This window comes from Massilia sp. P2_C2 (assembly GCF_056404615.1).
Map to the genome: position 1 here is coordinate 1 of NZ_JBFUDR010000030.1, position 26993 is coordinate 26993.

Annotated in this window: 19 protein-coding genes, 1 tRNA gene and 1 pseudogene; 10 read left to right on the plus strand and 11 right to left on the minus strand. The window is 64.6% G+C overall.

Annotation, left to right across the window (positions count from 1 at the left end; genetic code table 11):
- Positions 1–536 (minus strand): thiamine-phosphate kinase (gene thiL / locus AC1DYX_RS05785; protein WP_477257198.1); only part of this gene is annotated, 536 nt, incomplete at its 3' end.
- A gap of 156 nt (positions 537–692) precedes the next feature.
- Between thiL and AC1DYX_RS05790 the strand changes: the two genes are divergently transcribed.
- The 5 genes from AC1DYX_RS05790 (at position 693) to AC1DYX_RS05810 (ending at position 7836) form a co-directional block, all read left to right on the plus strand.
- Positions 693–3005, plus strand: coding sequence for an NADP-dependent malic enzyme (locus AC1DYX_RS05790; RefSeq protein ID WP_477257200.1), 2313 nt, complete (start codon positions 693–695; stop codon positions 3003–3005).
- Positions 3006–3420: 415 nt separating this feature from the next.
- Positions 3421–4464: a GDP-mannose 4,6-dehydratase gene (gmd, locus tag AC1DYX_RS05795; protein WP_477257202.1), complete on the plus strand. Its 1044-nt coding sequence runs from the start codon at positions 3421–3423 to the stop codon at positions 4462–4464.
- A gap of 1 nt (position 4465) precedes the next feature.
- On the plus strand, positions 4466–5398 hold the full coding sequence (locus AC1DYX_RS05800) for a GDP-mannose 4,6-dehydratase (protein ID WP_477257204.1): 933 nt from the start codon (positions 4466–4468) through the stop codon (positions 5396–5398).
- On the plus strand, positions 5395–6660 hold the full coding sequence (locus AC1DYX_RS05805; protein WP_477257206.1) for a glycosyltransferase family 4 protein: 1266 nt from the start codon (positions 5395–5397) through the stop codon (positions 6658–6660). Before AC1DYX_RS05800 ends, AC1DYX_RS05805 begins: the two co-directional genes overlap by 4 nt.
- 24 nt (positions 6661–6684) lie before the next feature.
- Positions 6685–7836, plus strand: a complete 1152-nt coding sequence (locus tag AC1DYX_RS05810) for a glycosyltransferase family 4 protein (RefSeq protein WP_477257249.1) — start codon at positions 6685–6687, stop codon at positions 7834–7836.
- 42 nt (positions 7837–7878) lie between these two features.
- On the opposite strand, the gene AC1DYX_RS05815 is transcribed toward AC1DYX_RS05810, so the two are convergent.
- Both AC1DYX_RS05815 and AC1DYX_RS05820 read right to left on the minus strand, forming a co-directional pair.
- On the minus strand, positions 7879–8895 hold the full coding sequence (locus tag AC1DYX_RS05815) for a response regulator (protein ID WP_477257208.1): 1017 nt from the start codon (positions 8893–8895) through the stop codon (positions 7879–7881).
- A complete protein-coding gene (locus AC1DYX_RS05820; RefSeq protein ID WP_477257210.1) occupies positions 8892–12263 on the minus strand; it encodes an MHYT domain-containing protein in 3372 nt (1123 codons plus the stop codon). Before AC1DYX_RS05820 ends, AC1DYX_RS05815 begins: the two co-directional genes overlap by 4 nt.
- A gap of 251 nt (positions 12264–12514) precedes the next feature.
- Between AC1DYX_RS05820 and AC1DYX_RS05825 the strand changes: the two genes are divergently transcribed.
- On the plus strand, positions 12515–13249 hold the full coding sequence (locus AC1DYX_RS05825; protein ID WP_477257212.1) for a substrate-binding periplasmic protein: 735 nt from the start codon (positions 12515–12517) through the stop codon (positions 13247–13249).
- Positions 13250–13391: 142 nt separating this feature from the next.
- Here AC1DYX_RS05825 and AC1DYX_RS05830 read toward each other — a convergent pair whose 3' ends face one another.
- From AC1DYX_RS05830 to AC1DYX_RS05840, 3 genes are read right to left on the minus strand one after another with little or no spacing between them, the layout of a single operon-like run.
- Positions 13392–14942 carry an ArnT family glycosyltransferase gene (locus AC1DYX_RS05830; protein WP_477257214.1) on the minus strand — a complete coding sequence of 517 codons (1551 nt, stop codon included), beginning with the start codon at positions 14940–14942 and terminating at the stop codon, positions 13392–13394.
- Entirely contained in the window at positions 14939–15964 is a 1026-nt protein-coding gene (locus AC1DYX_RS05835) for a glycosyltransferase family 2 protein (protein ID WP_477257216.1), read from the minus strand. Before AC1DYX_RS05835 ends, AC1DYX_RS05830 begins: the two co-directional genes overlap by 4 nt.
- Positions 15937–16356 carry a GtrA family protein gene (locus AC1DYX_RS05840; RefSeq protein WP_477257218.1) on the minus strand — a complete coding sequence of 140 codons (420 nt, stop codon included), beginning with the start codon at positions 16354–16356 and terminating at the stop codon, positions 15937–15939. The genes AC1DYX_RS05835 and AC1DYX_RS05840 overlap by 28 nt, the downstream gene beginning before the upstream one ends.
- 488 nt (positions 16357–16844) lie before the next feature.
- Between AC1DYX_RS05840 and AC1DYX_RS05845 the strand changes: the two genes are divergently transcribed.
- Positions 16845–18566 carry a cellulose binding domain-containing protein gene (locus AC1DYX_RS05845; protein ID WP_477257220.1) on the plus strand — a complete coding sequence of 574 codons (1722 nt, stop codon included), beginning with the start codon at positions 16845–16847 and terminating at the stop codon, positions 18564–18566.
- A 138-nt stretch (positions 18567–18704) separates the two neighbouring features.
- Here AC1DYX_RS05845 and AC1DYX_RS05850 read toward each other — a convergent pair.
- Together AC1DYX_RS05850 and AC1DYX_RS05855 are read right to left on the minus strand one after the other, a co-directional pair.
- Positions 18705–19116, minus strand: a pseudogene (locus AC1DYX_RS05850) (IS3 family transposase); the annotation flags it as partial.
- A 582-nt stretch (positions 19117–19698) separates the two neighbouring features.
- On the minus strand, positions 19699–20031 hold the full coding sequence (locus tag AC1DYX_RS05855; protein WP_477257222.1) for a hypothetical protein: 333 nt from the start codon (positions 20029–20031) through the stop codon (positions 19699–19701).
- 451 nt (positions 20032–20482) lie between these two features.
- Here AC1DYX_RS05855 and AC1DYX_RS05860 point away from each other — a divergent pair, with 451 nt between their 5' ends.
- Complete coding sequence (locus AC1DYX_RS05860; RefSeq protein ID WP_477257224.1) at positions 20483–21088, plus strand: type IV toxin-antitoxin system AbiEi family antitoxin domain-containing protein; 606 nt, start codon at positions 20483–20485, stop codon at positions 21086–21088.
- The gene (locus AC1DYX_RS05865) at positions 21085–21927 is read left to right on the plus strand and encodes a nucleotidyl transferase AbiEii/AbiGii toxin family protein (RefSeq protein WP_477257226.1); all 843 of its coding nucleotides are present in this window, start codon (positions 21085–21087) and stop codon (positions 21925–21927) included. The genes AC1DYX_RS05860 and AC1DYX_RS05865 overlap by 4 nt, the downstream gene beginning before the upstream one ends.
- 258 nt (positions 21928–22185) lie before the next feature.
- On the opposite strand, the gene AC1DYX_RS05870 is transcribed toward AC1DYX_RS05865, so the two are convergent.
- Positions 22186–22270, minus strand: a tRNA-Leu gene (locus AC1DYX_RS05870).
- Positions 22271–22430: 160 nt separating this feature from the next.
- Between AC1DYX_RS05870 and AC1DYX_RS05875 the strand changes: the two genes are divergently transcribed.
- On the plus strand, positions 22431–24389 hold the full coding sequence (locus AC1DYX_RS05875) for an APC family permease (protein WP_477257228.1): 1959 nt from the start codon (positions 22431–22433) through the stop codon (positions 24387–24389).
- Between the two features lie 18 nt (positions 24390–24407).
- Here the strand turns inward: AC1DYX_RS05875 and AC1DYX_RS05880 are convergent, their stop codons facing one another.
- Positions 24408–24881 carry a hypothetical protein gene (locus AC1DYX_RS05880; RefSeq protein WP_477257230.1) on the minus strand — a complete coding sequence of 158 codons (474 nt, stop codon included), beginning with the start codon at positions 24879–24881 and terminating at the stop codon, positions 24408–24410.
- A gap of 258 nt (positions 24882–25139) precedes the next feature.
- A complete protein-coding gene (locus AC1DYX_RS05885) occupies positions 25140–26897 on the minus strand; it encodes an ArnT family glycosyltransferase (RefSeq protein WP_477257232.1) in 1758 nt (585 codons plus the stop codon).
- Positions 26898–26993: the final 96 nt, after the last annotated feature.

Below are 26993 nucleotides of genomic sequence, written 5' to 3' on the forward strand. Positions count from 1 at the left end.
GCGACGTCCAGCGCGACTTCGCTGCGCCGCGCCGCCAGCCACAGACGCGCGTCGCCCAGCGTGCCCGAGATCCAGATGTCGTCGCCCGCGCGCGCGGCGTCGCGGCGCAGCGCCCGGCCGGGTTCCAGTTCGCCGAAGATCGTGATGCAGACGTTCAGCGGGCCCTTGGTCGTGTCGCCGCCCACCAGGTCGCAGCCGTGCGCGTCGGCCAGCGCGAACAGGCCGCGCGAAAAGGCGTCCAGCCAGTCGGGGTCGGCCGCCGGCAGGGACAGCGCCAACGTAAAACCGAGCGGCGCCGCACCCATCGCGGCCAGGTCGGACAGGTTCACGGCCAGGCATTTGTGCCCGAGCGTGAACGGGTCGGCGCCGGCAAAGAAATGGCGGTCCTCGACGAGCATGTCGGACGACACGGCCAGCATCTTGCCGGGCGTGGGCGACAGCAGCGCGCAGTCGTCGCCGATGCCGAGGATGGTATTGGGGCCGGGCGCGCGGTCGCGCCGGAAGTAGCGTTTGATGAGGTCGAATTCGGAGAGCATGCCGCGATTCTAATCCGGCGCGGCCGTCCGGCGGGCCGTTTCGCCATGCTACCTGCCCGGGGGCGCTACTGTCGATACCAAAAAATACGTAGACGAGGGCCCGTAACACTCTGATAAAATCGGAGACCCCCCGTCAGTTCAGGAAGGCTGCAAAGCATGGATTCGTCAATCGATAAAAAAGAAGAACTACGTCAACAACTGCGGGCTGCCGCGCTCGAGTACCACCAGTTTCCCTCTCCCGGCAAGATTGCCGTCACGCCGACCAAATCCGTCCTGAACCAGCGCGACCTGGCCTTGGCGTACTCGCCGGGCGTCGCCGCGCCCTGCGAAGAAATCGTCAAGGACCCCGCCTCCGCGTATAAATACACGGCCCGCGGCAACCTCGTCGCCGTCATCTCGAACGGTACCGCCGTGCTCGGCCTGGGCAACATCGGCCCGCTGGCCAGCAAGCCCGTCATGGAAGGCAAGGGCGTGCTGTTCAAGAAGTTCGCCGGCATCGACGTGTTCGACATCGAGGTCAACGAGAACGATCCGGACAAGCTGATCGACGTGATCGCCGCGCTGGAACCCACGTTCGGCGGCGTGAACCTCGAGGACATCAAGGCGCCGGAGTGCTTCTACATCGAGCGCAAGCTGCGCGAGCGCATGAAGATCCCCGTCTTCCACGACGACCAGCACGGCACCGCGATCATCGTCGGCGCCGCCATCCTGAACGGCCTGAAGGTCGTCGGCAAGGATCTCAAGAAGTGCAAGATGGTCGTGTCCGGCGCGGGCGCGGCGGCGCTGGCCTGCCTCGACCTGGTCGTCGACCTCGGCTTCCCGATCGAGAATATTTACGTGACCGACCTGGCCGGCGTCGTCTACAAGGGCCGCACCGAGCTGATGGATCCGGACAAGGAACGTTTCGCTCAGGAAACACCGCATCGCACCCTGGCCGAGATCATCCCCGACGCCGACATCTTCCTGGGCCTGTCCGCCGGCGGCGTGCTCAAGCCGGAGATGGTCGCGAAGATGGCGCCGAATCCGCTGATCCTGGCGCTCGCCAACCCGAACCCGGAAATCCTGCCGGAAGATGCGAAAGCCGTCCGCAGCGACGTCATCATCGCCACCGGCCGTTCGGACTACCCGAACCAGGTCAACAACGTGCTGTGCTTCCCGTACATGTTCCGTGGCGCACTCGACTGCGGCGCGACGACGATCACGCGCGAGATGGAAATCGCCGTCGTGCACGCGATCGCCGACCTCGCCCACGCCGAGCAGTCGGACATCGTGGCGTCGGCCTACGGCATCTCCAACCTGTCGTTCGGTCCGGAATACCTGATCCCGATGCCGTTCGACCCGCGCCTGCTGACGCATATCGCGCCGGCCGTGGCCAAGGCCGCGATGGACGGCGGTGTCGCCACCCGTCCGATCGCCGACCTGGCTGCCTACGCCGAGAGCCTGCAGCAATTCGTCTACCGCAGCGGCAGCTTCATGAAGCCGCTGTTCCAGATCGCCAAGAGCGCTCCGGCCGAGCGCAAGCGTATCGTCTACGCGGAGGGCGAAGAAGAGCGCGTGCTGCGCGCCGTGCAGGTCGTCGTCGACGAGAACCTGGCCCGTCCGATCCTCGTCGGCCGTCCGGCCGTGCTGGAAAAGCGCATCGAGAAATTCGGCCTGCGCCTGAAGCAGGGCAAGCATTTCGACGTCATCAACCCCGACTTCGACGAGCGCTACCGCGACTACTGGCAGGCTTACCACCAGATGGTCATGCGCAAGGGCGTCACGGAAGACCTCGCCAGGCTGGCGATGCGCCGCCGTCACACGCTGATCGGCGCGATGATGATCCACAAGGGCGACGCCGACGGCATGATCTGCGGCACGTACGGCACGACCGATGTGCACCTGCAATACATCGACCAGGTGCTGGGCAGGCGCGCCGGCAGCAACGTGTATGCGGCGCTGAACTTCATCATCACGCAGGACCGCCAGATCGCGATGGTCGACACGCACGTCAACGAAAACCCGACCGCGGAAGAGTTGACGGAGATCACGCTGATGGCGGCCGAGGAACTGGAGCGCCTGGGTATCACGCCGCGCGTGGCGCTGCTGTCGCACTCGAACTTCGGCACGTCGAACAGCGCGTCGGCGAAGAAGATGCGCGCCGCGCTGGGCCTCATCCAGCAGAAGGCCCCCGGCCTGGAAGTCGACGGCGAGATGCACGGCGATACCGCGCTGGACTCGAAGCTGCGCGCCAAGATCATGCCGCAGTCGACGCTGAAGGGCGACGCCAACCTGCTTGTGATGCCGAACATCGAAGCCGCCAATATCGCCTACAACGTTGTCAAGACGGCGGCCGGCAACGGCATCGCCGTCGGCCCGGTACTGCTGGGTTGCGCACGTCCGGCGCACATCCTGACCCCGTCGGCGACCGTGCGCCGCATCGTCAACATGACGGCATTGTGTGTCGTCGATGCTGTTTCGGAGCGCTGAAAAGGATAATTTGTTGTAGCTTCGCCACTGTTACCGAAAGTCGATGAAAGGGCCGCTTGCGGCCCTTTTTTTTCAGTTAGCGTGCATGAAGGGGGCCGTTCGCGGCCCTTTTGTCGTTCAAATGTAGAAGTTCCTGACAATTCGCGAATATGTAATGGAGTTTGATGGACACGTAACAATGCGTAATCATGCGACATGTTTGCTGGGTTTCGAGCCATAATAGACGAGTATTTGTTGCATTTATTGCACGTTTTCCTGTTCGTAATAAGAATAGTAAAGCGTTCAAATAATACAAAGTTGTCGGAAATTTATTTAATTTGTTAAATGAAATTTCCGTTTCCGTATGCCAGGCCGCCTGGGTCATCCCGGCGGTTATCCGGAACACCAAAGACTACGTCACTGGATCACCAAGAACATGCAGACAACAAAGAATGCCCTGATTACGGGGATTACCGGTCAGGATGGCGCGTATTTGGCGCAACTGCTGTTGGAAAAGGGCTATCGCGTGACCGGCACGTTTCGTCGGTCCAGCTCGGTTAACTTCTGGCGCATCGCCGAACTCGGCATCGAGCAGCATCCGAACCTGTCTCTCGTCGAGTACGACCTCACCGATCTCTCGTCGAACATCCGCCTGATCGAATCCACCCGTCCGGACGAGGTGTACAACCTCGCCGCGCAGAGCTTCGTCGGCGTCTCGTTCGACCAGCCCCTCGCCACGGCGTCGATCACCGGCATCGGCGCCGTCAACCTGCTGGAAGCGATCCGCATCGTGCATCCCAAAGCGCGCTTCTACCAGGCCTCGACGTCCGAGATGTTCGGCAAGGTCCAGGCCGTGCCGCAGGTCGAGTCGACCCCGTTCTACCCGCGCAGCCCGTACGGCGTGGCCAAGCTGTACGCGCACTGGATGACGGTGAACTACCGCGAATCCTATGGCATCTTCGGCAGTTCCGGCATCCTGTTCAACCACGAGTCGCCGCTGCGCGGCCGCGAGTTCGTCACGCGCAAGATCACGGACTCCGTCGCCAAGATCGTCCTGAACAAGCTGGACGTACTGGAACTGGGCAACCTGGACGCCAAGCGCGACTGGGGTTATGCGCGCGAATACGTGGAAGGCATGTGGCGCATCCTGCAGGCCGACCAGCCGGACACCTTCGTGCTGGCCACCAACCGTACGGAAACCGTGCGCGACTTCGTCACGATGGCTTTCCGCGGCGCCAGCCTGGACGTCGAATGGAAGGGGGCGGGCGAGCAGGAAACGGGCTATTGCGCCCGCACCGGCAAGCTGCTCGTGCGCGTGTCGCCGAAGTTCTACCGTCCGGCCGAGGTCGACCTGCTGATCGGTGACGCCTCCAAGGCGCAGCGTGAGCTGGGCTGGAAGGCCGGGACGTCGCTGGAACAGCTGTGCCAGATGATGGTCGACGCCGACCTGCGTCGCAACGAAGCTGGCTTCTCGTTCTGACATGAGCAGCATGGTCACGGAAGACGGCGGTGAGCAACGCGAGGGCGTGGGCAAGCGCGCCCTGATCACCGGCCTGCGCGGCTTCACCGGCTATTACATGGCGCGTGAACTGGCCGCAGCCGGCTACCACGTGATGGGTACGGTGCAGCCGGGCAACGAGACCGGACCGGACATGTTTGCCGCCGACCTGAACGACCGCGCCGCGCTGGCGGCCGTGGTCGAACATACGCGGCCGGACGTCGTCGTCCACCTGGCCGCCATCGCCTTCGTGGCCCATGACGACGCCGGGCAGATCTACCGCGTCAACGTGGTAGGCACGCGCAACCTGCTGGAAGCGCTGGCGCAAGGGTCGCACAAGCCGTCCTGCGTGCTGCTGGCGTCGTCGGCCAATATCTACGGCAACGCGGCCGTGCCCGTGATCGACGAAGGCGTGACGCCCGCACCGGCGAACGACTATGCCGTCAGCAAGCTCGCGATGGAATACATGGCGCGCCTGTGGATGGACAAGCTGCCGATCGTGATCGCGCGTCCGTTCAACTACACGGGTGTCGGCCAGAACGAGAATTTCCTGCTGCCCAAGATCGTGTCGCACTTCCGCAAGGGCGCGCGCCGCATCGAACTGGGCAACCTGGCCGTCGCGCGCGATTTTTCCGACGTGCGCACGGTTGCGAAGAGCTACCGCCGCCTGCTCGCGGCGGCGCCGGCCGGGGAAGTCTTCAACGTCTGTTCCGGCCGCTCGCACTCGCTCGAGAGCGTGATCGACATGATGAACGACATCGCCGGCTACCGTATCGATGTGCACGTCAATCCGGCCTTCGTACGCGGTAACGAGGTACGCACGCTGTCGGGCAGCAACGCCAAACTGGCCAGCACGATCGGCGCCATCGAATCGCCGCCGCTGGTCGACACGTTGCGCTGGATGTACCTGGCGTGAGCCGGATACCGATCGGCCTGGAGCAGACCATGATCGAACTGGGCCTCCCCAAACGACGAGCAGACGGCGCGGCCGCGTTCCATGACCGCATTCGGGCAGTGCCGGCCCCGGCCGTGGCGGCGAACGACGCCGATGCGCTGCCGGACTTGCGCATCGGCATCGGCACGACCATGATCGAGCCGGCCTTTACGGGCGGGCACCTGGACGGCATCGGGGTCTATACGCAGGCGCTGCTGCGCCACCTGCCGCGCGCGGGTTGTGCGATGCTGCCGTATTCCTGGCCGCGCCTGCGCGGCGCGGCGCCCGTCACGGCCGGCCAGGCCCTGCCGCATTCCTTCGAGCGCGCTTCGTTCGTCGACCTGGTCACGCCCGACGCGCACCGCGTGCACATGCCTGTCGACGTCTTCCACGTCACGGACTACCGCGTCGTGCGCATGGATTGCCCGGTGATCGCGAGCCTGCACGATGCGCTGCCCGTCAAGCATCCCGAGTGGTGCAACCCGAGCCTGCGTGGGTTGAAGAACTGGCTGCAGCGCAAGGCTGCGCAAAAGGCCGACCACGTGATCGCGCTGTCGCATTTCGCCATCGACGAACTGGTCGAATGCTTCGGCATCGACGAGCGCCGTGTCACGGTCGTGCCGTGCGGCGTGGATGACGAATGGCTGGATCCGCCGCCGGCGGACGCCGTGGCGGCGACCTTGCAGGCCAACGGATTGCGTCCGGGGTATTTCTTGTTCGTGGGCACACTGCAGCCGCGCAAGAACGTCGAACGGCTGCTGGACGCCTATCTGTCGCTGCCGGCCGCCGTGCGCGCGGAGCACCAGCTCGTCATCGTCGGCAGTGCCGGCTCGCGTTCGGAAGACGTGGTGCGTCGCATTGCCGCCGCCGTGCAGGACGGTGCCGACATCGTCTGGCTGAACCAGCTGACCGACAACGCCCAGCTGCGCCATGTGTATGCGGGCGCGGGCGTGTTCGTGTTTGCCTCGCTGTACGAAGGCTTCGGCATCCCGGTGGTGGAAGCCTTCGCATCCGGCGTGCCGGTCGTCGCGTCGAACACGACCTCGCTGCCGGAAGTGACGGCCGGCGCGGCGCTCGACGTCGATCCGCTCGACACGGGCGCGATCGCCGATGCCATGCTCACGCTGGCGCGCGAATCCGCCGTGCGGGCGCGCTGCATCACGGCCGGGCGCGCACGTGCCGCCCGGCTGACCTGGAATGCGACGGCGCGCCAGACGGCCGCGGTGTACCGTTCCCTCCTCTAAAAGACCGTATCCATGTCCAAACCCATGCGTGTCCTGCATTTCTATAAGACCTATTTCCCTGATTCGGTCGGCGGGGTCGAACAGGTCATCCGGCAGATGTGTGTGGGAACAGGCCGTCTGGGCATCACGAACCACGTCCTGTCGCTGTCGCGCGACCGGCACCTGAAGCCGTTCGACTACGAAGGCCATACGGTGCATCGCGCACCGCTGAACTTCGAGGTGGCGTCGAACGCGGTGTCGGTGCAGGCGATCGGCCAGCTGGCGCGCATGGCGGCAGAGGCCGACGTGGTGCATTACCACTTCCCATGGCCGTTCATGGACATGGCACACTTCCTCGCGCGCGTCGACAAGCCGACCGTCGTGACGTACCACTCGGACATCGTGCGCCAGAAGGCCTTGCTGAAGCTGTACGAGCCCCTGAGGCACAGGTTCCTGGAAAGCGTCGACACGATCGTCGCGACGTCGCCCAACTACCTGGCGTCCTCGGCCGTGCTGGACCGCTACCGCGACAAGACGCGCGTCATCACGTTCGGCCTCGACAAATCCAGCTATCCGGAACCGGAGCAGGCGCGCCTGGACCATTGGCGTGCGCGGGTCGGTCCGAAATTCTTCCTGTTCGTCGGCGTGCTGCGCTACTACAAGGGCCTGCACATCCTGCTCGACGCCGTGGCCGGCACCGATTATCCGGTCGTGATCGTGGGCGCCGGGCCGATCGAGGCGGAGCTGAAGGCGCGCGCCGAGCGCCTTGGCCTCAAGCGCGTGCAATTCGTCGGCGCCGTGAACGATCTCGACAAGGCAGCCCTGCTCAAGCTCTGCTATGCCGTCGCCTTCCCCTCGCACCTGCGTTCGGAAGCCTTCGGCATCTCGCTGCTGGAAGGCGCGATGTACGGCAAGCCGATGATCTCGAGCGAGATCGGTACGGGTACCACCTACATCAACGTGCACGGCGAGACGGGCCTCGTCGTGCCGCCATCCGACCACGAATCGCTGCGCGCCGCGATGCACCGGCTGTGGCACGACCCGCAGATGGCGCGAGAGATGGGCCAGCGCGCGGAGGCGCGTTACTGGCAGCTGTTCACGTCGGCGCAGATGGCCGACAACTATGCGCGGCTGTACCGGGAGCTCGTGGGGCGCAGGGCGGAAGTGCGCCTGGCCGCCGCGCCGCGGCTCGGATAACGTTCGATTGGTGGGCACGGGGTGCCCACCAAGCCGCACATATCACGCCGCCACAGGCATCGGCACAGGTTCCTGCTCCGCCCACCGCTCGCGGATCGCGCGGATCGCCGGCATCTGCGTGAGAAACAGGTCGACCAGCACCGGATCGAAATGCCGGCCTTTCTGCTCGACGAGGAAGTTGAGCGCCTCCTGTTCCGTCCACGCTTTCTTGTACGGTCGGATCGACGTCAGCGCATCGAACACGTCGGCGATCGCGCAGATGCGGCCTTCGAGCGGGATCGCGGTGCCGGCCAGGCCGTTCGGGTAGCCGCTGCCGTCCCATTTCTCGTGGTGGGTGAGGGCGATGTTGCGTGCCAGCGCCAGCACGCCGTGCCCGTGCTGGCCGATGATGTCGGCGCCGATCTGCGCGTGGCCCTGCATGATCTTCCATTCGTCCGGATCGAGCGGCCCGGGTTTCTGCAGCACGCGGTCGGGGATGCCGATCTTGCCCACGTCGTGCATCGGCGCGGCGTGCAGCAGGTCGTCCGCTTCCGCTTCCGTCATGCCGGCCGCGAGGCCGAGGATGCGCGCGAAATGGCTCATGCGGATCACGTGCAGGCCGGTCTCGTTGTCCTTGTATTCGGACGCCAGGCCGAGGCGCTGGACGATTTCCAGGCGCGACGCGCGCAATTCTTCCATGCGCACGAGCGACAGGTGGGTGCGCACGCGCGCCCGCACGATGGGCGGGCTGACGGGCTTGGTGATGTAGTCGACGGCGCCGGCCTCGAAGCCTTCCAGCTCGTCGTCCGTGTCGTTCAGCGCGGTGACGAAGATGACGGGGATGGCGGCCAGCGCCGGGTCGGCCTTGAGGGCGGCGCACACTTCGTAGCCGCTCATGCCGGGCATCATCACGTCGAGCAGGATCAGGCTGGGGCTTTCCTCGCGCGCCAGTTCGAGCGCGCGCGGGCCATCCTTGGCGAAGCGCAGGCGATAGTGGTCCTGCAGGATCTGGCGCAGCAGCTGCAGGTTGCTCGCTTCGTCGTCGACGGCCAGGATCAGGGGTTGGGTGACGGTGGTCATTCTGTCGTCTCCTGTGCCAGCTCGTCGATGGCGGCCAGCACGGCGTCAAGTTGTTGCAGGGCGAGGTCGAACTCGAAATCGGAAATGGCGGCATGCACCTGGGCGACGCGCGCCGCCAGCGGATGGCCGTTCGTGGCGGCGGCCAGGCCGGCCAGCGCGGCGTCATCCAGGCCGCCGTGTTTGAGCGCGTCGCGCAGGACGTTGCCCGCGCGCCGGACACGGTCCAGGTCGGCCGCCGGACGCACGGCGTGGGCCTTGCCCTGGCCCGGCGCGGCGCTGGCGGGCCGGGTCGCAAGTATCGCGTCCAGCGCCGCGTCGAGCAGGACGCCTACGGCCTCCAGTGCCTGCTGCAGCGTCGCGGCGAGGCCCGGATACAGTTTGCCGCTGTCGCCGTCCACGAGCCCTTCCAGTCCGGCCAGTCCGTCGGCCAGCAGCTCCAGGCCCAGGTTGGCGGCGATGCCGCGCACCTTGTGCGTCTGCATGCGCAGCGCGCGATAGTCGGCGGCGGTGGCCTGGGCCGTGAGCGTCGCGGCGAGACCTTCGTGCTGGACGGCGAAGTGGGCGAGCGCTTCCAGGTAGGCGTCTTCCTTGCCGCTCCAGCGGCGCAGGCCGGCGTGGCGGTTGAGGGTCTGGCGCTCCTGCGCCGGCAGGTCGTCCGCTTGCTGCCCCGGACCGAGACCCAGCACGCGCGCGATTTCATGCGACAGCGCGCACCAGTCGACCGGTTTGCTGGCAAAGCCGTCCATGCCGGCGTCAACGCTGGCGCGGCGGTGCTCGGCCAGCACGCTGGCCGTCATGGCGATGATGGGCACGCGCGGCCGGCCGGCGGCTTCGGCCTGCTGGCGGATCAGGCGCGTGGCGGAGAGGCCGTCGATGGTCGGCATCTGGAAATCCATCAGGATCACGTCGAAGCGTTCGCGGCCCGCCAGTTCGACGACCGCGGCGCCGTCGCCGACGGCCGTCATCGTGTGGCCGCGTCGCGCCAGCAGCAGTTGCAGCAGTTCCTGGTTCTGCGGCACGTCGTCGGCCAGCAGCACGCGCAGCGGGGGCAGGGCGGCGGCCGTGCGCACGCGCGGTTGCTGCGGGGCGAAGCGGGCCGGCACGAGCGGCAGCACCACGTGGAACGTCGTGCCCTTGCCCAGCGCGCTGTCGGCCCAGATGCGGCCGCCCATCAGCTCGACGAGCTGCTTGCTGATCGTGGTGCCGAGGCCCGTGCCGCCGAAGCGGCGCGTCATGGACGCGTCGGCCTGGGTGAACGGTTCGAAGATGGCCGTCAGGCGTTCCGGCGCGATGCCGATGCCGGTGTCGCTCACCATGAAGTGCAGATGGTCGTCCTTCAGCTCGGCGCGCACGGTGACGCTGCCTTTTTCCGTGAACTTGATCGCGTTGTCGAGCAGGTTGGTGAGCACCTGGCGCACGCGCAGCTCGTCGCCGCGCAGGCAGGTGGGCAGCGCCGGGTCGTATTCGATGTCCACGTGCAGACCCTTGGCGCGCGYGTTCGCGGCCAGGGTCGACGACAGTTCGTCGATCAGCGACAGCAGGTTGTAGTCGTGCTGCTCCAGCTCCACCGCACCCTTTTCCAGCTTGGCGGTGTCGAGGATCTCGTTGAGCAGGCGCAGCAGGGAGCGGCCCGAGCTGCGGATCGTGTCGAGGTGGCGGCGCTGGTCGGCATCGAGATGGCCATCCAGCAGCACGTCGGTGAAACCGAGGATGGAGTTCATCGGCGTGCGGATCTCGTGGCTCATGTTGGCGACGAAGCTGGCGCGCGCCGCGGCCGCCTGTTCGGCGTTCTCCTTCGCTTCGCGCAGCGCGTCTTCCATCGCGCGCCGTTCCGTGATGTCGAGGATGACGCCGTCCAGCCAGCACAGTTCGCCGGCTTCGCTGCGCACGCCGGTGCCGTTCTCCCACATCCAGCGGGTGCTGCCGTCCGCGTGCAGCAGGCGGTATTCGACGAGGTAGGGGCGGTCTTCGCGCAGCGCGGTAGCGATCGTTTCCGACACGCGCACGCGATCGGCCGCGTGGATCAGCGGCGCGAAGGTGCGGCGCGGCGCCGTGCCGAGGAAGTCGCGGGCCGTGTAGCCGGTGACGCGTTCGACGGCGTCGCTGATGAACAGCATCGGTGCCTCGCCCTCGAGCAGGCTGCTGCGGTAGGAAATGCCGGGAATGTTGCCGATCAGCGAACGGAACTGCTGTTCGCTGGCGCGCAGCGCCTGTTCCATCCTGCGCCGCTCGCTGATGTCGGTGATGAAGCAGACGAACAGGTCCTGCTGGTCGAGGCGCGCATGACCGAGGGCGCGGCGGATCGGCACGATGCCGCCGTCCTTGCGGCGGCCGGTCACGTCGGCGCCACGCGTGCTGGCGGTGATCTCGCCCGTCTGCAGCGAGCGCAGCAGGCCCACTTCCTCCGATGCGGTCTCGTCGCCGATCAGGAGGCGGATGTTCTGGCCGACGATCTCGTCGCGGTGCCAGCCGAAGATGCGCTCGGCCGAGGCATTGAATTCGCGGATGACGCCCTGGCGGTCGACCGTGATCACGCCATCGACGGTGGTGGTGAGCAGGGCGCGCATCCAGGCTTCGCTGCGCGACAGTTCGCGGAACAGCTGGCGGTAGCGCAGCAGCCCGTTGGCGGCCAGCACGAAGACGGTGAAGGCGACCGTGATCAGGGTGATCGCCAGTGCCAGGAACGTGCTGTTCGTCGCCTTCTGCGGCGTGAGCGCCGACGCGTGGCCGACGAAGCGCGCGGCCGCCATGCCCGTGTAGTGCATGCCGGCGATGGCGCAGCCCATCACGATGGCGGCCAGCAGCAGGCGGCGCGGTTCGCTCAGCCGGTGCGACAGGCTGGACAGCCCGAAGCGTACCCACAGCGCCAGCGTCGCCAGCACCACCGCGACGACGATCGACAGGGCGAACATGAGCGGGTCGTAGCGCAGTTCCAGGCCCATGCGCATGCCGGTCATGCCGGCATAGTGCATCACGCCGATGCCCGCGCCGACGAGCACGCCGCCGGCCAGCAGGCCCCAGCCGCCCAGCCGCTCGCGCGCGATCAGCGCCAGCGCCACGAACGAGGCGCCGATGCTGGGCAGGCTCGACATGATGGTGGCGACCGGGTCGTAGTCGACGTCCGTGCACAGGTCGAATGCGAGCATGCCGATGAAGTGCATGGCCCACACGCCGGCGCCCAGCGCCAGGCTGCCGGTGCCGAGGACGATCCAGCGCTGGGCGCGGTTGGCGGCGGCCTGGCCGGCGATCTGCAGGCCCATCCACGAGGCAAAGATCGCCACCAGCACGGACAGCGCGACCAGCCTGGGCGTATACAAACCGTAGCTGAGCAGCGACGGATCGGAGGGGAGCGTGAACACGGACAGCATGACGTGTGATTTTTCGAGAGAATGTTGAGGTGATACTGTGCACGCAGTATGGCATTTTCAAACGCGAAAGTCTTGCCAGCAAGAACTGGATGTGAATCTGAATGCACAAAATGTCGCAAAGACGCCACCCGCCATGTCCGCAAAACCGGAACGTTGCGGACGGATCACGCGTTGCTGCGTTTGCGATGTTGCTGCTATGCTGGTTAAACGGGGCATCCGCCGTGGACACCCGCATTGCGTACACGCCAAGTATGAAAACGACAGTTCTTGCCGCGCTACTGGCGGCGGCCTGCACGCTGGCGCGGGCCGAGCCGGCGCCGCGGCTGTACCTGACCACCGAGACATCGGCGCCGTACAGCATGCGCGACGGCGACCGCGTGACCGGGATCGGCACCGACATGGTGCGCGAGATCATGGCCCGCGCCGGCGTCGCGTATTCGATCGACCTGCTGCCGTGGAAGCGCGCCTACACGGCCGCGCTGGAACGCGGCGATGCCTGCGTCTACTCGACCACCCGCACGCCCGAGCGCGAATCGCATTTCAAATGGATCGGACCGATCGGCGAGGCGGAATGGGTGCTGATGGGGCGTGCCGACCGCCATTTCGACGTGCGCAGCCTGGAGGATGCACGCGCCTACCGCGTCGGCACCTACAATGGCGACGCGCGCGACCAGTTCCTGCGTGCGCGAGGCTTCAACGTCGATCCGGCGCCGAACGACATGGTCAACCCGCGCAAGCTGATGATGGACCGCATCGACCTGTGGGCGGCCAGCATCCGGCGCGGCAGTCTCACGCTCGACCGGCTGGGCTATGCGGGCAAGCTGGCGCCCGTCCTGGTGTTCAACCGCATCCGCGTCTACCTCGCCTGCAACCGCGCCGTCCCGGATGCCCTGGTGGCGCGCATGAACGGCGCGCTCGACGCGATGGAGCGCGACGGCACCGCGCATGCCATCGTGCACAAGTACGACGACTGGGGGGCACCTTGAAAAACCGTCGCGAGCGGCCGCAGGGGCGTTCGAGAAGCGCAGCTGTACGAGCAGTACAGCCGGTCCGCCGCCGCGGAGCATCGCAGAGCGTCCCTGCAACGCGCAGCAGTTTTTTCGACGTGCCCTGGGGCTTGCCGCCGCGCTAGGACGACGCGGTCGGCCGCTGCCTGCGGTAGATGATGAGCTGGCGCTCGGACGGATCGGTCTTGCCGACCATGGGCACGACGGCCACCCGGACGTAGTTGCCGCTGTGTTCGAGCAACGCTTCCAGGTTCCGGATGCTGGGCAGGTCGGCCAGGTAGCCTTGCTGGTACACGACCGTTTCGACATGCTGCTTGTCGAGGGTATCCAGGATCTGCTGCTGGTTCAGGTCGTGTTCGCGCACGCCGAGTTCGCGCAGGATCCGGATTTCCACCAGCAGCTTGTCGGCGCGCCGTACGCCGATGTCGCGGCGCTTTTCCTGCGTGCGCAGGTCGTAGATGAAATTGCCGTCGCGGTGGGCCGACACCAGCACGTTCGACGACGGCGGCGCGACCGCGGCCACGGTCGCGGCGGCGCGTTCGAAGCCCTGCACGTACGGCACCTGCGGCTGCATCTGCAACTGTACGACGAGCCAGACGGCCAGCAGCGGCAGGAGCACCCGTCCCACCTTCGCATGGACCAGCGTGAGCGCGCATGCCGCGAGCACGAACAGGAAGACCATGCCGGGCAGGTTGAAGCGCGGATCCTTGTTGGATACGATCGTGAAGAACAGCCAGGCGCCGACGCCGAACGCGGCAATGACCTTGATCTCGAGGCTGGCCTTGCTGCGCACGCCGAGCCAGATGGCCGCGGCCAGGCCGGCGACGAGCACGGCGAGGGCAGGATAGCCCAGTTGTTCCGGCAACTTCCCGGCATAGAACGTCCAGTTGTCGACGCTCCACAAGGCGGGCATGTTCGGCATGGCGGTGGACAGCGCCTGGTTCACTCGCGCGAAGTAGGCGGCCATCACCACCGCCGGCAGCGTGATCATGCCGGCTAGAAGCGTCGCGAGCACGCGGCGCTTGAGCGGTGGACGGTTCGGATAGTCGCGGATGAAGATGAAATACAGCCAGACCGGCGCCATGAACACGCCCTGCACGCGCGTCAGGACACCCAGTCCCATCGCCACGGCCGCGATGAACARCCAGCTCTGCCTGCCGTCCTCCAGGTGCCGCAACAGCGCATAGGCCGTGAAGGCGAAGATGGCCAGCGCGGGGACGTCCAGCTGCACCTGGCGCGACCACAGAGAAATGGGCGCCAGGGCCAGCACGCACAGCGCCGTCGCCACTGCGGAGAGGTCATCCATCACGCGCCGGCACAGCAGCAGCACGATCACGCCCAGCGCCAGCGTGTACAGCACGACGGCGGCCTGCGACACGGCGTGGCTGGCGCCGAACAGCAGCAGCAATGGCACCGACGACATATAGAAGAATGGCGGATAAAAGCCGATATTGATGCCCGGGTATTTTTCGTAATACGTGCTGCTGAAATGGATCGGATGCAGCAGGCCGCCTTCCATCACGAAATCGCGCAGGAACACGCCGTTCATCGCGTGGCGCGACGCGTCGTACCACCAGAAATCGCCATTGGTCGGACTGCTCACGAAGTAATAGACGGCGAGGGCGACGATCGGCAGCAGGGCCAGCAGGGTACCGTACCAGGCGCGCTTCATCGCACGGCCTCCTGCAGCACGGCCGGCTGAGCCGGCGTGTGGCGGAACGTCGCGCCGCACAGGGTTTCGACGTGGAAGCGTGGACGCCGCTTCGAGGCTTCATAGATCTTGGCCAGGTATTCGCCGATGACTCCAAGGCTGAGCAATTGTACGCCGCCGAGGAAGTAGGTCGGGATCACGACCGACGCCCAGCCCGGTAGCGCGTGGTCCGTGAAGATGCGGATGAATAATGCCCACACCGCGAGCCCGAGGCTGGCCAGCGACACGAGGAAGCCGACGCCCGTGATCATCCGCAGGGGGTAGGCGGTGAACGACGTGATGCCCTGCCAGGCCAGGCCCAGCATCTTCTTGAGCGGGTATTTCGATTCGCCGGCAAAGCGTTCCGCGCGCTCGAATTCGACGACGGTCGACGTGAAACCGAGCTGCAGCACGAGCGCGCGCAGGAACAGATGCGTTTCCTCGTATTCGCGCAGCGTCTCGATGGCGCGCCGGCTCATCAGGCGGTAGTCGGCATGGTTGTAGACGATCTGCACGCCGAGGAAGGCCAGCAGCTTGTAATAGCTTTCGGCCGTGACGCGCTTGAAGAACGTATCCCTGGCGCGCGCGCTGCGCACGCCGAACACGATCTCGTTCCCTTCGCGATAGGCTTGCACCATGCGCGGGATGGCGTCGAGGTCGTCCTGCAGGTCGGCGTCGAGGCTGATCAGCACGTCGCCGGGCGCCGTCATCAGCCCGCACAACAGGGCGTTCTGGTGCCCACGGTTGCGGCTGAGCTTGATGCCGCACACCAGGGCATGCTGGCGCGAGAACTCGCTGATCATGTCCCACGTGCCGTCGCGGCTGCCGTCATCGACGTAATAGATGGCGCTGCCTGGGGCGAATTCGCCCCTGTCGATGGCATCGCCCACCAGCTTGAGCAGGCGGCTCGTCGTCTCCGGCAAGACGTCGAATTCGTTGTAGCATGGAAGAACGAGGCTGACGACGGGTGCCGGTCTCAGCTTTTTTTCGCTCTGAACGTCCATAAGGCGTTGATGATGTAGTTCCATGTCAATACGCAGAGAGTAGCCACGAGCTGGCCGACGAGGACGTGGGTGCCCAGGGATAGCAACAGGGCCAGCATGTAGCGGTTCAACAACAGTCCGCTCGCCGCGACGATGGCGAAGCGCGGGGCCGTATGCAGGACCGACCGGGTGGACCTGAACGTGAAGCGCGCATTCAGCGCGAAATTGACCACGGCGCTGCTAATGAATCCGGTGGTGGAAGCGGGCACCGGATGCCAGCCCAGCACGTAGACCAGGGTGAACATCACGGCGTAGTGCAGCGCCGTCGCGAAACCGCCGACAAAGAGGAAGGTGATGACTTGCCTGACCAGGTCGAGCCTGCCTTCACGCCTGTCGTAGCTGCTGACGTTCATACGGTTTGATGTCGAATAATCATCAAACGATATTAGCACGGCACGGATTTTGACCGCGTAAATTTACATTAATACAACAATCTCGCGCGATTTTCACACTCTGATGAGGTATTTGCAATATCTGCGTGTCGAGAGACCGGGGCGACAGGACAGCGCATTGTCCGGTTCTCGCGCGACTAACCTCCACATCCAGGCCGCGCCCAAGACTGCAGCCTCCTGCCTGATTGCTCCCGACCACTCACTTTAACAACTGGCGGAATCCGATAGCAATATCTGCACACACTGGGTATTCCCGCAATAAATGTTAGAGCGCCGTCAAGCAGCAGGCATATCTTCCGTACGGCGCGCGAACCCTGCCCATCAGGGCGGGGTACAGCAGCCGGCCTGGCGCGAGGGTGCTGTCCGACCTGCCGGCAAAGAGAAAAACATCCTCTTTCGGAGGAAATCACCATGAWTTGGGAGAGACACGTATGCATTTGAAAACAACAATGGCCTTGGCGGTGGGCCTGCTGTTCGCGCAGGGCGCGAACGCCGCAGGCACTGCCGTGTGCAAGTACGAACTCAACAACGTCTGGTGGGGCGGCGGCACGGCCAACGTCTCGATCACCAACCAGGGCACGGAGACGCTGCATGGCTGGCAGGTGTCCTGGACCTACAACGACGGCTCGTATGTGTCGGGCAACCCGTGGAACGGCGTTGTGACCGGCAGCGCGCCGACGTTCACTGGTTCGGACGGCGGTGGCTGGAACAAGGACATTGCTCCGGGCGGGACGGCCTCGTTCGGCTTCGTCGTCGCAGGCCAGGACGCGATGAACGCGAATATCCCACAAGCGACCGGCAACATCTGCAACAGCAGTGATGACGACGGCGGGCCGTGGGTTACGTCCGTCCTTGGCGTGCCGGCCAGCCTGAAAGTCCAGGAAGGCTTGACCGCCACCTTCCTTATCCCCAAGGTAACCCTGCCCGCCGGGCGCACCGCCACGTGGTCGATCTCCGGCATCGATGCGGCGCGCTTCAAGATCGACCCTGCGACCGGCGCCCTGTCGTTCCTCCAGGCACCCGATACCGCGCACCCCGCCGACGCCGATGCCCGCAACGACTATGACCTCATCGTGCAGGTCAGCGATGGCCAGGGCAACACGCAGCAGGCGCCGCTGAAGGTGCTGGTGCGGCCGTGGAACTACTACGGCGCGGCCGGCCTGCCGCTGCCGCTCGCGACGAGCGAGGTGGCCAAGCCCGCCGGCACCACGGGACAGCCGGGGCTGCGCGTGCTCGACTGGGCCGGCTTCAAGGCCGCGATGTCCTATACCTTCGACGACTCGCAACCGTCGCAGATCGATCACTATCCGGAGCTGAAGGCCCAGCGCGTCCGCGCCACCTACTACATCAACCCCTCAGCCAACTGGTATCCGCAGTGGGATGATCCGACGCGCTTCGACGCCGTCTGGAAAGACGCAATGGCGCAAGGTTCGGAGATCGGCAACCACACGACGCACCATTGCAGGGCCGCGGACCTGACCGACAACGACCCCAACACCTGCCCTAACGGCCTGGCCAGCGCCGGGGCCGAGTTCGACGACACCACCAACTACATCCGTACGAAGATCGGACAGTCTGCAGTCTGGACCGGCGCCTACCCGTTCGGGGACCTGGACTACAAACCGGCGGCCACATCACGCTTCATGGTCGCGCGCGGCGTGCAGCCGGGCATGGTGGCCTCCGGAACGGGCAGCGACCTGATGAACCTGCCGCTTGCCCAGGTTCCCGGGGATGCCACGGACAACGGCCATCCTGTGTCCTCGTTCAACACCGCCGTAAACGACGCCCTGGGCCAGGGCAAGTGGATGATCTACCTGTTCCACACGGTGTTACCCGCCCCCACGCAGAATTGGGGGGGCGGCGAGGACATCGGCGTGATCACGGGTAACATGAGCTATGCCAAATCGTTCGGCACGATGTGGATCGACAGCGTCGTCAACATCGGCGCCTACTGGCGCGGCCAGCAGCTCCTGCAGGCGGCAACGCCCGCTACCCTCGGCGGCGTGACGACGTGGACCTGGACGCTGCCGCCCAACTTCCCGTCGGGCCGCAAGCTGCGTGTGGTGGTGAATGGCGGTACCCTGAAGCAGAACGGCACGCCGCTGGTCTGGAATTCCCGCGGCTACTACGAGGTGTCGCTGGATGCGCAATCGCTGAGCTGGACGCAGTAACCCTGTTCCTGCAGGCGGGACATGCCGCCTGCAGGAGTTGCTTGCCTGGATGCGCACAGCCGATAATGTAAGGAACGAATCCGGCTGAGCGTTATGCAAGAATTCTTCAGGAAGGCGCTGGTTGCGCTCATCCTCCTTCTGATTTTCGTACTCGACCGGCGACATATCATTGCTGAAGCTGTGCCGCCGCTTCGGATTGTAGAACATCTCGATATAGTCAAAGCCATCCTTGCTTTGCTTCTTCACGGGTGCCATACGTTTTGCGTCGAATTCGTTCCCGCTTGAGTAGCTGGAAGAAGCTCTCGGCAACGGCGTTATCGTGGCAGTTACCGCGCCGGCTCATGCTTTGCTTGAGGTTGTGCGCGTCCAGGAAGTCGCGCCAATCGTAGCTGCTGAATTGACTGCCTTGGTCGGAATGCACCATCACCGTATTCCTGGGTTGCCGGCGCCAGACAGCCATTAAAAGTGCGTTCATCGCCAGCTCGCGATCGATGCGTGAACTCATCGACCAACCGACCACCTGGCGCGAGAACAGATCAAGTACTACGGCCCGTCGGAGTGCTTGTCGCCGGCCTTGGCTCCGCTGTACTTGGCCTGCCGAATGAAGGTATCGGTCAGTGGCATCCGCGTCTCATGTCGGTATCTGCAGGCAGGCCGCGGCGATATACCATCAGGCGTACCAACAGAAATATGAGATTGAATGATGCCGTATACGAGCGCATGAGATTACATTACGCCCTTGTCCCATAGGTAAAGCGGTTATGTTTGCGACAAGGTGAGATTGCGTGATGCTAAGGGGTGGTGCTCCGGCCGGAATCGATGAGTTCGCTGGAAGCCGCGTGGCTGCTGGGTTTTCTTGGCGGGCTCATCTGTGGCATGGATACACGCGTGGATACAAGGCCGGTTAGGGTATGGGTGCGGTTTTCGAAGGCGGAATCCCCCTGGCCACTTTGACCCTCACCGCTACTTTAAGTTCACTGCAGTTCTTCAGCCAGGCTAGCTGATGTCGAGCCGCTATTGAAGCGAGGTCCCTACAAAGGTATCGACCACTACATCATTCATTCCGTTTGCTATTGGCGACAGCCACGCCTCGGTAGTTATCGTACAGTGCGTGTCCACCGTCTGTTTGCGATCATCGTTGTGGGGTTTGCGACTGTGCTTTGGCACGTGAGCGCTTCTTCAAGCGTCGTTCGATTGAATCTGCCAGAAAATATGCTCCGGTCGTGTAGAGGGCGATTAACAGCACGAATCCAGCCGTGTTTGGCTCTGCTATGAGCCAGCCTCCAGCACTCAACCCCACCACCGCAAGGATCGGCACCGGCGCGATCAACAAGAAGTAACCGGGCAGCAGAATCAAATTTAATGTGGGAGAGCGCACCGCAAACGCGAAGACCGCGAAAGTGAGATAGGTCATAGTTACAACCGCGGCCCCAGCGGCTACCCTTGAAAAAGGGCGGTCCTTCATAGTGTCTCCATCGTGTTCATAACATCGGGAGGCTCATACTCCAAGGCGGTGAGCGAAGAGCCGATCAAACAGAAATCGATGCTTTGTGTTTTCAGAGCAGTTGTCTCAAGGCACAGCATGCTCCTGCGTTAGCCTTGCGGCTTGATTGCAATCTAATGCCTGATGGCTTGCCGACAGCGCTGGCGTGCTGTTCGTAATAGGGGATAGCGGACATCGGCTGTTGTCCTTGCTGTTGAGCTAATTGCTATTGCGATGTGGGACTGTTCAATATAAATATTTTTTGTTTCAATGGGGTAACTTTTGGCAGGCTTGGGAGAGCAAATTTCGTCATGACGAAATCTCAGTGTTCGTCATGACGAATTCTTGGTCTGTTTGCCCGACGCCGGTCGAGATTCCGAACAAAACCTCGGCAAGTATGGATAATTGCCTAGATTTTGTATAGACTGGTGAAATGAACCACCAAGCCGACCGAATTCTTGAGCTGGCGCGATCCAAGGGCGTGCTGCGTACCCGGGACGTGGACAGCACCGGCGCGTCGCGTGCGCTGCTCGCGTCGCTGACCGACGAAGGCAAGTTGCTCAAGCTTGGTCGCGGCTTGTATGCCTTGCCCGACCGCGCAGCATCCGCCTACGACAGCTTTGCCGAAGTGGCCGCGCGCAGCGAAAGCGGTGTGCTATGCCTGCTGTCCGCGCTGCGCTTCCACGACCTGACCACGCAACAGTCCTCCGACGTGTGGCTCGCCATCCCGCACAAGGCCCACGCGCCGCGCTTCGACTATCCACCGCTGCGCGTGATTCGCATGTCCGGACCGGCGATGACCGAAGGCGTCGAGACGGTCAATGTCGCGGGCACGCAGGTGCGCGTATTCGGGGTGGCGAAGACGGTTGCCGACTGCTTCAAATTCCGCAACAAGATCGGTCTCGACGTCGCCTTGGAAGCGTTGCGCGAAGCCTGGAACGGTAAGCGCGCAACGATGGATGAACTGTGGCGCTACGCCGAGATCTGCAGGGTGGCGAACGTCATGCGTCCGTACCTGGAAACCGTAGGGGCAGCATGAAGGCGACGAATCGCGCCGCATCCATCCGCGCGCGCCTACTGAACCGCGCACGCGCCGAGAGGGCGGACTTCAACCTGATGCTAACGCGGTATTCGCTTGAACGCCTGCTGTACCGATTGAGCGTATCGCCGTGGGCCGACCAGTTCCTGTTGAAGGGGGCGCTGCTCTTCGACCTGTGGTTCGACCAGCCGCATCGGCCAACCCGGGACATCGACCTCCTCGGGTTTGGTCCCTCGGAGATCGACCACCTGATCGAGGTCTTCCAGCAGGTCTGCACGGTGCGGTCCGATGATGGAATCCTCTTCGACCACGCAAGCGTGAGGGCGGCACCGATCCGCAAAGAGGCAAATTACGAGGGCGTGCGCGTCACCCTGACCGGAACTCTGGATAACGCACGCTGCTCGGTGCAGATCGATGTGGGCTACGGCGATGCCGTCACACCGGCGCCGGAACTCGTTCAGTTTCCGGCTCTTCTCGAAGATGTCGCGGCACCGTCGTTGCGCGCTTATCCGGTGTACACCGTGATCGCCGAGAAGTACGAAGCGATCGTCAGCCTCGGCATGGCGAATACGCGCATGAAAGATTACTTTGATCTTTGGTTCCTTGCGACCTATGCCGAGATCGATGCCGCCGTCCTGAGACAAGCTGTCCAGGCGACATTCGCGCGCCGGCGCACCGATGTGCCTGCGAGCGTCCCGATGGGGCTGAGCGGGGCTTTTGTGGCGAGTCCGATCAAACAGCAACAGTGGCGCGCATTTCTCTCCAAGAGCAAGCTTGAGGCGCCGGGCCTGGACGACGTGATAGCGAAGCTGCGACGCTTGCTTGCACTTGGTGACTGAGAGCGGGCTCGCCTGCAGCAGCTAAGCCGATGTTGACGCACGCGATACCGCTTGCCCTGAACGTCGTGCGCGGCGCCCGTTCGTAGTCGATGGTCCGTATCTCAAGGCCTTGGATCCTGTCGGCTGGCGCGAATGCATTCGATCCAAAAACGCGGGCTGGTAATGGACGAGCTCAAACTTTGGCGCACAAAAAAACCGCGTTCCCAGAGGGAGAAACGCGGTTTCTTGGACTTTGCGGGACTACTACGGATGAGTAGGTGGTGCCTCCGGCCGGAATCGAACCGGCACGCCTTTCGGCGCTTGATTTTGAGTCAAGTGCGTCTACCAATTCCGCCACAGAGGCTGCAAGCGCAGGCGCGCATATTAGCACATGCAATGCCAAACTGACCAGTGTGTGCGGCCGCTATCGGTGTGAGGCCGGCCGGCATTGGGCACTGCAGGCGTTCCAGCGTATGATCTCGCCTACCTGAGCAAACGAGCCGTCCGGAAAGACGGCCTGCACGATGAAGAATAAGAAAATACGCGAGATCATCCTAGGCAAGCCGCTCGACCCCATGAAGAGCGAGACGCGCCATTCGATGGCCCTGGTGGCCTTCCTGGCCTGGGTGGGCCTCGGTGCAGACGGCCTGTCGTCGTCGTCATACGGTCCGGAAGAAACCTTTCGCGCGCTCGGCACCCATACGCATCTCGGCCTGTACATGGCCGCTGCCACCGCCGTCACGGTGTTCATCATTGCGCTGGCCTATAACCAGGTGATCGAGCTGTTCCCGACCGGCGGCGGCGGCTATCGCGTGGCCACCAAGCTGGTCGGTCCGTACCTGGGCCTCGTGTCCGGCTGCGCCCTGATCCTCGACTACGTGCTGACCGTCGCCATCTCGATTGCGTCCGGTGTCGACGCGCTCGCGTCGTTCCTCCCGCTCGGCTTCCAGCCTTATAAACTGTGGGCCGAAGCGTTCTTCATCGGTCTATTGATCGTGATGAACCTGCGCGGGCTCAAGGAGGCGATCCAGATCCTGCTGCCGATTTTCCTCGGCTTCGTCGCCACGCACCTCGTGCTGATCGTGTACGGCATCGTCGCCCATGCGTCGCACCTGCCGCAGCTGCTGCCCAATACAGTGGCCGAGACGGGCGCGCTTGCGCGCGAGATCGGCTGGACGGGCGTGGCCGGCATGCTGCTGCTCGCGTATTCGCAGGGCGGCGGCACGTACACCGGTCTCGAGGCGGTGTCGAACAACGTCAACCTGCTGGCGGAACCGCGCGTACGCACGGGCAAGATGACGATGTTCTACATGGCGCTGTCGCTGGCGATCACGGCCGGCGGCATCATCCTGTTGTACCTGCTGTGGGAAGTGCGGCCGACCGCGGGCGAGACGCTGAATGCGACCACGTTCCGCCGCATCATCGCCAGCATGGGCCTCGGCAGCGAGCTGGTGAACAAGGCGTTGCTCGCCGTTGCGCTCGCGTTCGAGGCCGGGCTGCTGTTCGTGGCGGCCAACACGGGCTTCCTCGGCGGGCCGTCCGTGCTGTCGAACATGGCGAGCGATTCGTGGGTACCGCACCAGTTCCGCTACCTGTCCACGCGCCTCGTGACGCAGAACGGCATCCTCGTGATGGGCATCGCCGCGCTGGCGATCCTGTTCTGGACGCGCGGCCAGGTGACGCTGCTCGTCGTGCTGTATTCGATTTCCGTGTTCCTGACGTTCGCGATCTCGCTGTTCGGCCTCTGTTTGTACTGGTGGCGTCATCGCGGGGACGTGCGCTGGGTACGGCGCTTTTTATTGTCGCTGACGGGTTTCGTGATCTGCGCCGGCATCCTGGCCGTGCTGCTCGTCGAGCGCTTCACGCAGGGCGGCTGGGCCACCGCGCTGATCATCGCGGCCATCGCCGGCCTGTGCGTGTTCATCCGTAACCATTACCGCGAAACGAAGCGCGCCATCCGCTCCGTCGACCGGGTATTCGCCAACCAGCCGTTCGGCCCGGTGACGGAAGCCGTCGAGCCGGAACCGGATGCGCAGACGGCCGTGTTCATCGTCGGTAACTCGCGCGGCGGCGGCCTGCATGCGCTGTTGTGGGTGTTGCGCATGTTCCCTGGTCACTTCAAGAACTTCCTGTTCGTGAACGCGCGCACGGTCGACGCGCATGCCTATGGCGGYGAGGGCGCGCTCGAAAAGATGCGCATGGATGCGGCACGCACGCTGGAATACTTCGTCGATTTCTGCCAGAGCCACGGCATGGCGTCGGCGTCGTACATCGGCTTCGGCACGGACGCGGTGGAGGAGGTGACCCGCATGTGCGAGCAGATCAATCGCGAGTATCCGAATTCGATCTTCTTCACCAGTAAGCTGATCTTCGCCTCCGACAATTGGTTCACACGGCTGCTGCACAACCAGGCGGCACTGGCCGTGCAACGCAGCCTGCACCTGGAAGGCTTGCAGATGGTGATCCTGCCGATGAAGGTGTGAGACCCGCCGGCGTGGCCATCAGCAGCTGAGCTGGCGGCGCAGCGCGCGCAGCGTGCGTACCGGGCCGGTCACTTCGAGCAGGTGGTCGCGCACGGTCACCGAGATGTCCGCCCCCTGCCGTTTCGGCCAGCGCGCCGGGTGCACGCGGTAGCGCACCGTGCCGGGACCGCGTTCGGCCGCTGCATAGCCGAGTCTTTCCATCGCATCGTCCAGCGTGCCGACGAGGTGGCAGGCCGAGAAGCGCGTCGTGACCTCGAACCGGCCCGGCAGCGTGCGCGCGACTGCCGGCAGCAGGCCACCCAGCAGTACCGGCACGACGATATAGGAGAGCGGGGCCGTCGGATCGACCAGGTGGAAGGCGATGACCAGCGCGGGCAGGCCAAGTACCATGCTTATCAACAGCAGCATCGGGCGCTGTGCGGCGTCGATGGAGATGGGGCGGTGCGGTCCCTTCCGGACGCGCTCGATTTCGGAAAACGTCACGCTTTTCATGGAGAGTCCTTTCGTTGAATGACGTCTGGGGCCGGTCACACACTCCATTTTGAACAAGCGCACCAATGGCGGGTTGACTTCTCTCAAATTCGCGTTTTTCCGAAATGAATTGTTCTCATCCGGAAAGTTTCTAGGTGAAGTCTCCTTTTCTGGTTGGAAATGAATGGCGTCTGTGCGAGATCTAACGACAGCCGGCGCGCGTGCGCGCGGGCGGCAGGCGTCGATAAAAAAAGCCACCCGTGGCGGGTGGCCTGGCGGTCAGCGCACGCGCCGGAACAGGCGGAAACGTTCGTCGCGGTCGGAGGGGCGGCGGCCTTCCCACAGCAGGGTCCAGTCGCGCCCGTGGAACGGCAGCGCCGCACCGCCGCGCGGCAGCGCGCCGTTCTGCATCGGACCAGTCGGGGCCGTCTTCTGGCCGACGCTGTCCTGCAACAGCATGAAGCTGCAGGTGCCGCCGTCGACGGGAGCGAAGGGCAGGTGGCCGAAGTAGGCGAACGAGGCGCGCTGGGCGGGGCCGACGTTCGTGTCGATGCAGTCGGCGTCGGCCGGCAGGCGGGCGGCGATCTGCTGGGCCACGCTGGCGTAGCTCTTGCCATAGTTCAGGTCTGGCAGGAACAGTGTCATCAGCAGCACCCACAACAGGATCAGGCCGCCCGAGGAAAGCACCACGGCGCGCCACAGCACGGATGGCTGGCGCGACAGGCGCCAGTGTACGAGGAAGATCCAGCCGACCGTCGCCGCGGCCGCGACGAGGAAGGCGACGATGCCGAATTCCGGCTTGAAACCCGGCACCAGCTTGAGGACGTTCCTGGCCAGCTGCGCGGGCCAACCCGTCAGCTTGGCGATCCAGAACAGCCAGGCCAGGCCGCCCAGCAGGGTCAGCACCATCACGGAGAACCAGTCGATCGCATTGATCGCGCCGCGCTTCATCGTCGGCAGGCCGAACGCGGCCATCAAGGCCATCGGCGGCAGCAGCTTGAGCAGGTCACCGCCTTCCGGCACGGGGTCGCACAGGATCACGAGCGTGAGAACACCGACGAAGCAGGTCGGCAGGATGATGTGCAGCAGCCCGTGCTGGCGGCGCCAGGCCCAGGCCGCCCAGGCGGCGAACGGCCAGGCCGGCCAGAAATACCAGACGCCGACACGGAAGAAGGCCTTCAGCGCATGCCAGCCGGGCACGCCCAGCTGCTCCCGGTTCCAGGACAGCCATGCGCCGACGGGCGACAGGCCATACGGTTGGGCCAGCGTGGCCGGAGCGGCCCACACGAGCCAGACCAGCAAGGCGGTGCCTGCGGCCTGGCCGAGGTGGCGTAGCAGCGACGCGGAAGGCAGCTTGAGAAAACGGATGCACAGGTAGAGCGCGGCCAGCAGGGCCAGCGATGGGGCGAAGCCGCGCGTCAGCGTGAGCAGGCCCAGCGCGACGCCGACGAGCATGGCATTGCGCGGCGTGCTGTCTTCGATGTAACGCACCGAGCGGAACAGGAACCAGGAGAGCAGCGCGCCCTGCAGGGTGACGGCCAGCGTCTCGTGGCTGTGCTGCAGCAGGCCCAGGCAACCGAGGTAGATCAGGACGGCCGTGTCGGCCAGCGTGCGGCCGTAGGCATCCGGTTCCGGCTGCCCGCCGAAGGCCAGGCGCAGCGGCTGGGCTTCCGAACGCCGCCCCAGGTGGAACGCCGTGTGCCACAGCGACACGGTGCCCAGCACGAAGATGCCGATGGTCGAGATGCGCGCCCCGAGCACGTCGCCCACGAGCCAGCCGAACAGCTTGATGCACAATGCGCCGAGCCAGAACGCCAGCGGTCCTTCCTCGGGCGCGGGCAGGCCGGCGATGTGCGGCAGCAGCCAGTCGCGGACACCGCCGTGCGCCATCGTCCACATGATGCCGAAGCTGGCGGCATCGTCCTTCCACGGATCACGCCCGATCAGTCCCGGCAGGATGTACAACAGGCCGAGTGCGTATAAAGCCCAGCGTGGCAACGCGAGGGTGGCGGCGGCGGGAAGGCGGACGGGTTTCATCGATAGCGCGAAGTGATGCAATAAATTAATGTCGCGTAGTATAAGGGGGCCACGGAAAAGCGTCGCGGTGGCATTGCTACCAGGCGTAACGGCGAA